General features: G+C 72.6%; 7 protein-coding genes. 2 read left to right on the top strand and 5 right to left on the bottom strand.

Features of this window, described 5'->3' with window-relative positions; all coding sequences use genetic code 11:
* Nucleotides 1-127 precede the first annotated feature (127 nt).
* The gene (gene rpsA, locus ACFWH7_RS08530; protein ID WP_378216066.1) at nt 128-1,609 is read right to left on the bottom strand and encodes a 30S ribosomal protein S1; all 1,482 of its coding nucleotides are present in this window, start codon (nt 1,607-1,609) and stop codon (nt 128-130) included.
* Nucleotides 1,610-1,805: 196 nt separating this feature from the next.
* The gene (locus tag ACFWH7_RS08525; RefSeq protein WP_378216065.1) at nt 1,806-2,831 is read right to left on the bottom strand and encodes a 6-phosphofructokinase; all 1,026 of its coding nucleotides are present in this window, start codon (nt 2,829-2,831) and stop codon (nt 1,806-1,808) included.
* A 227-nt stretch (nt 2,832-3,058) separates the two neighbouring features.
* Between ACFWH7_RS08525 and ACFWH7_RS08520 the strand changes: the two genes are divergently transcribed.
* Nucleotides 3,059-3,922, top strand: a complete 864-nt coding sequence (locus tag ACFWH7_RS08520; protein ID WP_378216064.1) for a class I SAM-dependent methyltransferase — start codon at nt 3,059-3,061, stop codon at nt 3,920-3,922.
* Between the two features lie 10 nt (nt 3,923-3,932).
* On the opposite strand, the gene polA is transcribed toward ACFWH7_RS08520, so the two are convergent.
* On the bottom strand, nt 3,933-6,638 hold the full coding sequence (gene polA, locus ACFWH7_RS08515; protein WP_378216063.1) for a DNA polymerase I: 2,706 nt from the start codon (nt 6,636-6,638) through the stop codon (nt 3,933-3,935).
* Nucleotides 6,639-6,696: 58 nt separating this feature from the next.
* On the opposite strand from polA, the gene ACFWH7_RS08510 reads away from it, so the two are divergent.
* Nucleotides 6,697-7,080, top strand: a complete 384-nt coding sequence (locus ACFWH7_RS08510; protein WP_378216069.1) for a hotdog fold thioesterase — start codon at nt 6,697-6,699, stop codon at nt 7,078-7,080.
* A gap of 44 nt (nt 7,081-7,124) precedes the next feature.
* Here the strand turns inward: ACFWH7_RS08510 and ACFWH7_RS08505 are convergent, their stop codons facing one another.
* Together ACFWH7_RS08505 and ACFWH7_RS08500 are read right to left on the bottom strand one after the other, a co-directional pair.
* Nucleotides 7,125-7,793, bottom strand: a complete 669-nt coding sequence (locus tag ACFWH7_RS08505) for a GNAT family N-acetyltransferase (RefSeq protein WP_378216062.1) — start codon at nt 7,791-7,793, stop codon at nt 7,125-7,127.
* 235 nt (nt 7,794-8,028) lie between these two features.
* Nucleotides 8,029-8,649, bottom strand: coding sequence for an ANTAR domain-containing response regulator (locus ACFWH7_RS08500; RefSeq protein ID WP_053370758.1), 621 nt, complete (start codon nt 8,647-8,649; stop codon nt 8,029-8,031).
* Between the last annotated feature and the right edge of the window lie 21 nt (nt 8,650-8,670).

Genomic DNA, 8,670 nt, shown 5'->3' with positions numbered 1-8,670 from the left:
CGCCCCTCGCCCCCCCTTGGCCCCACGAGCCCCCCCCCCCGCTACCGGCGCCGCCCCCCACCCCCGGGGGGGGGCGCCCATTCGTGCGACCTGCGACGGTTCCGCCGGGTGGCGGAGCGTCAGGAGATCAGTTGCCGGTGAGCTTCTCGCGGAGCGCGGCGAGCGCCTCGTCCGACGCGAGCGTGCCCGTGGCCTCGGCGGCCGGGGCCGACGAGTAGGACGTGCTGCTCGAGGAGGACGAGCTCGACGAGCCCGAGTCGCCCGACGCGGCGTCGATGTCGGCCTTGACGGCCTCGGCGACCTGCTTGCGGTGGGCCTCCCAGCGCTCGTGCGCCTTGGCGTACTCCGCCTCCCAGGCCTCGCGCTGCGTCTCGAAGCCCTCGAGCCACTCGTTGGTCTCCGGGTCGAAGCCCTCGGGGTACTTGTAGTTGCCCTGCTCGTCGTACTCGGCAGCCATGCCGTAGAGCGCGGGGTCGAAGTCGTCCGACTCCGGGTCCACGCCCTCGTTGGCCTGCTTGAGCGAGAGCGAGATGCGGCGACGCTCGAGGTCGATGTCGATGACCTTGACGAAGACCTCGTCACCGACGTTGACGACCTGCTCCGGCAGCTCGACGTGGCGCACGGCCAGCTCCGAGATGTGCACGAGGCCCTCGATGCCGTCCTCGACGCGCACGAACGCACCGAACGGGACGAGCTTGGTGACCTTGCCCGGCACGACCTGACCGATCGCGTGGGTCCGGGCGAACGTCTGCCACGGGTCCTCCTGCGTCGCCTTGAGCGACAGCGAGACGCGCTCGCGGTCGAAGTCGACGTCCAGGACCTCGACCGTGACCTCCTGGCCGACCTCGACGACCTCGGAGGGGTGGTCGATGTGCTTCCAGGAGAGCTCGGAGACGTGCACGAGGCCGTCGACGCCGCCGAGGTCCACGAACGCACCGAAGTTGACGATCGAGGAGACGACACCGGGGCGCACCTGGCCCTTCTGCAGCGTCTGCAGGAAGGTGGAGCGGACCTCGGACTGCGTCTGCTCGAGCCAGGCACGGCGCGAGAGGACGACGTTGTTGCGGTTCTTGTCGAGCTCGATGATCTTCGCCTCGATCTCCTTGCCGACGTACGGCTGGAGGTCGCGGACGCGACGCATCTCCACGAGGGAGGCCGGAAGGAAGCCACGGAGGCCGATGTCGAGGATGAGACCACCCTTGACGACCTCGATGACGGTGCCGGTGACGACGCCGTCCTCCTCCTTGATCTTCTCGATCGTGCCCCAGGCGCGCTCGTACTGGGCGCGCTTCTTGGACAGGATCAGACGGCCTTCCTTGTCCTCCTTCTGGAGGACGAGGGCCTCGACCGCGTCGCCGACGTTGACGACCTCACCGGGGTCCACGTCGTGCTTGATGGACAGCTCGCGGGAGGGGATGACGCCCTCGGTCTTGTAGCCGATGTCGAGGAGGACCTCGTCGCGGTCCACCTTGACGATCGTGCCTTCGACGATGTCGCCGTCGTTGAAGTACTTGATGGTCGCGTCAACGGCGGCGAGGAAGTCCTCCTCGGTGCCGATGTCGTTGACGGCAACCTGGGGTGCGGACTTCGCGGGGGTAGAGATGGTCATTGAGTTCGATGCTCCGATGCGGACAGGTGTAGTCGAGCGGGTAGGGTTCTCGGCGCGCCGCCGCCCCTGGCCCGTGGACGTCATGGTCGGCGTCGTGTCGGGACGAAGGCAGGCGCAACGCACCGCCGTCCACCTTATCGGGGTGTCACCCCGGTGGTCAACGCGGGATCAGGGGCCCGCCGGCTTCACCCGGTCGTCAGGCGAGCACGCGCGCGACGCGCAGCAGCTCCTCGGGGACGCGCTTGGGCCGACCGGCCACCTCGGCCAGCGACACGAGCTCGACGCGCTCCCCGCGCAGCGCCGTCATGACGCCCGAGGTCCCCGCGCTCACGGCGTCGACGGCCGCGACGCCGAACCGGCTGCCGAGGATGCGGTCGGTGGGCGTGGGCTCGCCGCCGCGCTGCACGTGCCCCAGGACGGTCAGGCGCGTGTCGAACCCCGTGCGCTCCGCGATCTCCGCGCTCACGCGCTCGCCGATCGACCCCGCGACGATCTCGCCGAAGCGGCCGAGCTGCTGCGTGAACTCCATCGACGACCCCTCGCGCGGGACGGCGCCCTCCGCGACGACGACGATCGAGAAGTTCGCGTGCGCGCGGTGCCGGTGCCGCAGGAACTTCACGACCTGGTCGATGTCGAACGGCTGCTCCGGCGCGAGCACCACCTCCGCGCCGCCCGCGATGCCGGAGTTCACCGCGATCCACCCGGCGTGCCGACCCATGACCTCGACGACCATGACGCGGTTGTGGCTCTCCGCCGTCGTGTGGACGCGGTCGAGCGCCTCGGTCGCGATGTTCACGGCCGTGTGGAACCCGATGGACAGGTCCGTGCCCTCGACGTCGTTGTCGATCGTCTTGGGGATCGCGACGATCTTGACGCCCGCCTCGGCCACCCTGCTCGCGGCGTGGAGCGTGCCATCGCCGCCGATGCAGATGAGGGCGTCGAGGTGCTCCGCCTCGACCGTCGCGAGGACGGCGTCCATGCTGCCGTCCTCCTGGCGCGGGTGGAACCGCGCCGTGCCCAGCAGCGTCCCGCCGACCGGCAGCACGTTGCGGATGTCCTGGCGCCCGAGCGGGTGCACGTCGCCGTCGACCACGCCGCGCCACCCGTTGCGGAAGCCGATGATGGTGTGCCCGTACTCCCCCGTCCCCTGCTTGACCACGGCCCGGATCGCCGCGTTCAGGCCGGGGCAGTCGCCTCCGCCGGTGAGAAGTCCGATGCGCACCTGTTCCTCCGTCTCGTCGTCGCGTCACGCGCCCTCGCGCGCGTGCCCGGCGTCGACGGAGGTGCCCACCTCCGCGGCACCGCGTCGCCCTCAACCCTAGTCAACCCTGCGCCGTGGGTCACCGTCCGTCCCGGTCCTCGGGCACGCCGACGACCAAGGTCCCGACCCTGGGGGCCGTGCGGCGCGCGACGGTGCCCCAGACTGGTGCCGCCCGGGAGAATGGCGGCATGAGCGCGACCCCTCCCCCCGTGCCGCCCCAGGTCCCCGCCGTGGACGACGTCGCCCCGACCGGCCCGACGGCCGACGCCGGCTACCGGGACGTGCCCGCTGCCGAGGGGGGCCGCGCCGGGCGCGGGTGGTGGGACGCGAACGCCGCGGAGTACCTCGACGAGCACGGTGCTTTCCTCGGCGCGGCGGACTTCTGCTGGTGCCCCGAGGGGCTGCGCGAACGGGACGCCCGGCTGCTCGGCGACGTGACGGGCCTGCGCGTGCTCGAGGTCGGCGCGGGGGCCGCGCAGTGCTCGCGCTGGCTCGCCACGCAGGGCGCCGAGGTCGTCGCGACCGACGTCTCCCGGGGGATGCTCGCCGCGGGGCGGGCGCTCGACCGCGCCACGGGGGTGCGGGTACCCGTCGTCCAGGCCGACGCGCGCCGCCTGCCGTTCGCGGACGGCGCCTTCGACGTCGCGTTCACGTCGTTCGGCGCGATCCCGTTCGTCCCCGACGCCGACGCGATCCACCGCGAGGTCGCGCGCGTGCTGCGACCCGGCGGCACGTGGACGTTCTCCGTCACGCACCCCACCCGCTGGGCCTTCCCCGACGACCCGAGCGCTCACGGTCTCACCGCGAACCGCTCCTACTTCGACCGGCGCCCGTACGTGGAGACCGACGGCGCCGGCCGGGTCGCCTACGCCGAGTACCACCGCACGCTGGGCGACCACGTGCGCGAGGTGGTCGCCGCCGGGCTGGAGGTGCGTGACGTCGTCGAGCCCGAGTGGCCGGCCGACAACACCGAGGTGTGGGGCGGCTGGGGTCCGGTGCGCGGCGCCTACCTGCCCGGGACCGTGATCTTCCGCACGCGCCTCCCGGGCTGACGCCGCGGGCTCAGTGACCCGCGTCGTGCCACGTCGCGCCGACGCCGACGGAGACGTCGAGCGGCACGTCGAGGTCCGCCGCCGCGCCCATCTGCGTGCGCAGCACCTCCTCGACCGCGTCGCGCTCGCCCGCTGCGACCTCGACCACGAGCTCGTCGTGCACCTGGAGGAGCAACCGGGACCGCAGCCCGCGCTCGTCGATCGCGCGCTGCACGTTGAGCATCGCGACCTTGATGATGTCGGCCGCGCTGCCCTGGATCGGCGCGTTGAGGGCCATGCGCTCCGCCATCTGGCGACGCTGACGGTTGTCGCTCGTGAGGTCGGGCAGGTACCGACGGCGCCCGAGGATGGTCGCCGTGTAGCCCGTGGCGCGCGCCTCGTCGACGACGCCCGTGAGGTAGTCACGCACGCCGCCGAAGCGCTCGAAGTAGTCGTCCATGAGCTTCTGCGCCTCGCCCACCTCGATGGTCAGCTGCTGCGACAGTCCGAACGCCGACAGCCCGTACGCCAGGCCGTACGACATCGCCTTGATCTTCGACCGCATCGCGGGCGTCACCTCGGCCGCCGGCACCTCGAAGACGCGCGACCCGACGTAGGAGTGCAGGTCCTCGCCCGAGCGGAACGCCTCGATGAGCCCCTCGTCACCGGAGAGGTGCGCCATGATGCGCATCTCGATCTGGCTGTAGTCGGCGGTCATGAGCGTCTCGTAGCCCTCGCCGACGACGAACGCGCGCCGGATGCGCCGGCCCGCCTCCGTGCGGATCGGGATGTTCTGCAGGTTCGGGTCGGTCGAGCTGAGCCGGCCCGTCGCCGCGATCGTCTGCTGGAACGTCGTGTGGATCCGCCCGTCGTCCGCGACGGACTTGAGCAGGCCCTCGACCGTCTGGCGCAGGCGCGAGGCGTCGCGGTGCGCGAGCAGGTGCTCGAGGAACGGGTGCTGCGTCTTGACGAACAGGTCCGCGAGCGCCGACGCGTCGGTCGTGTACCCGGTCTTGATCTTCTTCGTCTTGGGCATGCCGAGCTGGTCGAACAGGACCTCCTGGAGCTGCTTGGGCGAGCCCAGGTTCACCTCGCGCCCGATGACCGCGTAGGCCTCGGCCGCGGCCGTCGCGACGAGGTCGCCGAAGTGCTGCTCGAGCTCGCGCAGGTACTCGACGTCCGCCGCGATCCCGCGCTGCTCCATGCGGGCGAGCACCTGCGAGAGGGGCAGCTCGAGGTCGGTGAGGAGCGTGGCGGCCCCGCGGTCCTCGAGCTCGCCCACGAGGACGTCGCCGAGCTGGGCGACGGCGAGCGCGCGGACGGCGTCGCGCTCCTGCTCGCCGTTGCCGTCGAGCGAGAGGTCGAGCGCGCCCTGGGCGTCGTTGCCGGCCGCGGTGTCGGGACGCAGCTCGCGGTGCAGGTGCCGCACGACGAGGTCGCCGAGGTCGTAGCCGCGCTGGTCGGGGTGGCACAGGTAGGCCGCGAGCTCGGTGTCGAACGTGACGCCCGCGAGGTCGTAGCCGCGCGCCGCGAGCTCGTGCCACGCGGACTTGGCGCCGTGCACGACCTTGGGCCGCTCCGGGTCGGCGAGCCAGGCGGCCAGCGCCTCGTCGTCGGCGCCCGCCACGTCGGCGAGCTCGAGCGCGACGGCCGACCCGGCGTCGTCGGACACCGCGAGCGCCCAGGCGTCCCCGCCGCCCGGCACGGCCTTGCCGGCGACCTCGACGCCGAGCGGGCGCGCACCGTGCTCGGCCAGCCAGGCGCCAAGACCCCCCGGCAGGACGTCGGCGAGCTCGACGTCGAACCCCGCCTCGGTCTCGACCTCGCCCTCGGGGGCGATCGCGAAGAGCCGGTCGCGCAGGACGCGGAACTCGAGCGCGTCGAGGACGCGGTGCGCGGCCTCGCGGTCCCAGGGGCGCGTCACGAGGTCGTCCGGCCCGAGGGGCAGCTCGAGGTCGAGCAGGAGCGCGTTGAGCTGCCGGTTGAGGCGGACCTGGTCGAGGTGTGCGCGCAGGTTCTCCCCCGCCTTGCCCTTGATCTCGTCGGCGTGGTCCAGGAGGCCGTCGAGGTCGCCGTACGCCGTGATCCACTTGGCGGCGGTCTTGGGGCCGACACCCGGGATGCCCGGCAGGTTGTCCGACGTCTCGCCCACGAGCGCAGCGAGGTCCGGGTAGCGCTCGGGCGGCACGCCGTACTTCTCGACGACCGCGGCGCTGTCCATGCGTGCGAGCTCGGAGACGCCCTTCTTGGGGTAGAGCACCGTGACGTCGGGTCCGACGAGCTGGAAGGAGTCGCGGTCCCCCGAGCAGACGAGCACCTCCATCCCGGCGGCGGCGCCCTGCGTGGCGAGGGTCGCGAAGATGTCGTCCGCCTCGTACCCCTCGCGCTCGAGCGTCGGGATGTGCAGCGTCTCGAGGATCTCCTTGATGAGCGGGACCTGGCCGCGGAAGGGCTCGGGCGTCGACTCGCGCGTGCCCTTGTAGCTCGGGAGGATCTCGGTGCGGAACGACTGGCGACCCGCGTCGAACGCGACCGCGACGTGCGTCGGCTCCTCGTCGCGCAGGAGGTTGATGAGCATCGACGTGAACCCGTACACCGCGTTCGTGTGCTGCCCCGTGGTCGTCGAGAAGTTCTCCGCCGGGAGCGCGAAGAACGCGCGGTAGGCCATGGAGTGTCCGTCGATGAGCAGGAGGCGAGGTCGCGCGGAGGTCGTCACGGGTGCCAACCTACAGTCCATGACCGACACGCACGGCTCCGACCGGACGCCCGACGCCCCCCGCCACGCCTACGAGGCCATGGGCCTGCACACCGCCGGGACGCTCATCGAGCGCATGGGCATCGAGCTCGACGAGGTGAGCGCCGACCGCGTCACGGCGCGCATGCCGGTGGAGGGCAACACGCAGCCGGCCGGGCTGCTCCACGGGGGTGCGTCGGTCGTGCTCGCGGAGACGCTCGGGTCCATCGCCGCCCAGCTCCACGGCGGTCACGGCCGCGCGGCCGTGGGGATCGAGGTCAACGCGACGCACCACCGCGGGGTGCGTGACGGCTGGGTGCGCGGCGAGGCCGTCGCGGTGCACCGCGGGAGGACGACCGCGAGCTACGAGATCGTCGTGTCCGACGACGGGGGCCGGCGCGTGTGCACGGCGCGCCTCACGTGCATGATCCTCGACCTGGCCTGAGCGGGACGGGACCGCTCGGCCCGCCCGCCGGGAGCCTGCCCGGCTCAGCCGGGCAGGGTCTCGCGTGCCTCGAGCGGCGTCGTGACGACCCCGGTCCGGCTTCGGTACTCCGCCTGGAACTCGCGCAGGTCGACCGGACCGGACATCGTCTCGGTCCGGGCGCGACGGCGGCGCGCGATGAGGTCCTCGAGGGACCGGGTGCCCCGGCGGGTGGGCGTGAGATCGGCCGCGAGGCGGCGCTGGAGCACCGCCGTCGACACGACGCGGTGACCCGCGACCGGGCCGAAGCCGAGCCGCGCCAGGAAGCGCTGGACGCCGCGTGAGCCGGGGATCGGCACCGAGTAGACGTGCGTCGCACCCGAGGCGGCGGCGAGGTCGGCGGTGGCGCTGAGCAGCGCGTGGCCCACGCCGCGGCGGCGCGCCTCCTCGCCGACGTACACGGCCTCGACGTACAGGCTGGGCTCGTCGGCGAACAGGTGCGGGTCGAGCACGCGCGCCAGCACGAACCCGACGGGGCGACCGTCGTGCAGGGCGACGAGGACGTTGCCGCCGGGCAGCGTTAGCAGCACCGACAGGTGCCGGACCAGCCGGTCCTCGTCGGGCGCACAGATCTGGGCGCCGGACGCCGACTCGCGCCGGGCCTCCGAGCACAGCACAGCGATCCCCGGCAGGTCGTCACCGACCGCGGGCCTGACCTCCACTGCTGGGCGCACCGCGCTCCTCCTCGTTCGCACCATGGGACCGACGGCACCGAGGGACGTGGGGCGTGAGATGGTTCCACGTCGCTCGGACGGCGCCGTCGGCCGTCGACTGAGCACTACGTGGCGACCGCGTGTCCACCGCCCCGGGAACTACTGGACGCCAGTCCAAGACGATAGCCCGCCCGGGGCGCCGTGACAAAGGTCCTGCTCAGGAACCCGACCACGGCCGATCGGTCGCCGACAGGGCTCAGGCGCCGCCGACCTGCTCGATGACGGCGTCCGCGACCTCGCGCATGGTGAGGCGGCGGTCCATCGACGTCTTCTGGATCCAGCGGAACGACTCCGGCTCCGACAGACCCATCTTGGTCATGAGCAGACCCTTGGCGCGGTCCACGCGCTTGCGCGTCTCGAAGCGCTCCGCGAGGTCGGCCACCTCCGACTCGAGCGCCGTGATCTGCGAGTAGCGCGAGATCGCGATCTCGACCGCGGGCAGCAGGTCCGCCGGCGTGAACGGCTTGACGACGTAGGCCATGGCCCCCGCGTCACGCGCCCGCTCGACGAGCTCCGCCTGCGAGAACGCCGTCAGCAGGACGACGGGCGCGGCGTGCGCCTTGCCGATCTGCTCCGCGGCGGAGATGCCGTCGAGCTCGGGCATCTTCACGTCCATGACGACGACGTCGGGCTTGAGCTCGAGCGCCAGCTTCACCGCCGTGGCGCCGTCGCCGGCCTCGCCGACGACGTCGAACCCGGCGTCGCGCAGCGTCTCGACCACGTCGAGACGGATCAGGGCCTCGTCCTCGGCGACGACCGCGCGGCGCGCGGGGCGGCCCGACGGGGCGGGGGTCGCGGCGGGCTCGGGCTCGATCATCGGGGGCAGGTCGAGCGGCTG

Origin of the sequence: Cellulosimicrobium cellulans (assembly GCF_042723955.1) — a bacterium.
Lineage (GTDB): Bacteria > Actinomycetota > Actinomycetes > Actinomycetales > Cellulomonadaceae > Cellulosimicrobium > Cellulosimicrobium cellulans_H.
Note: the sequence above shows the minus strand (reverse complement) of the source record. Positions and strands in the feature narration are given on the sequence as shown.

Coding starts and splice junctions, on each gene's coding strand:
- rpsA (WP_378216066.1), bottom strand. CDS start 1,609: ATGACCATCTCTACCCCCGCGAAGTCCGCACCCCAGGTTGCCGTCAAC.
- ACFWH7_RS08520 (WP_378216064.1), top strand. CDS start 3,059: ATGAGCGCGACCCCTCCCCCCGTGCCGCCCCAGGTCCCCGCCGTGGAC.
- polA (WP_378216063.1), bottom strand. CDS start 6,638: ATGGACTGTAGGTTGGCACCCGTGACGACCTCCGCGCGACCTCGCCTC.
- ACFWH7_RS08510 (WP_378216069.1), top strand. CDS start 6,697: ATGGGCCTGCACACCGCCGGGACGCTCATCGAGCGCATGGGCATCGAG.
- ACFWH7_RS08500 (WP_053370758.1), bottom strand. CDS start 8,649: ATGATCGAGCCCGAGCCCGCCGCGACCCCCGCCCCGTCGGGCCGCCCC.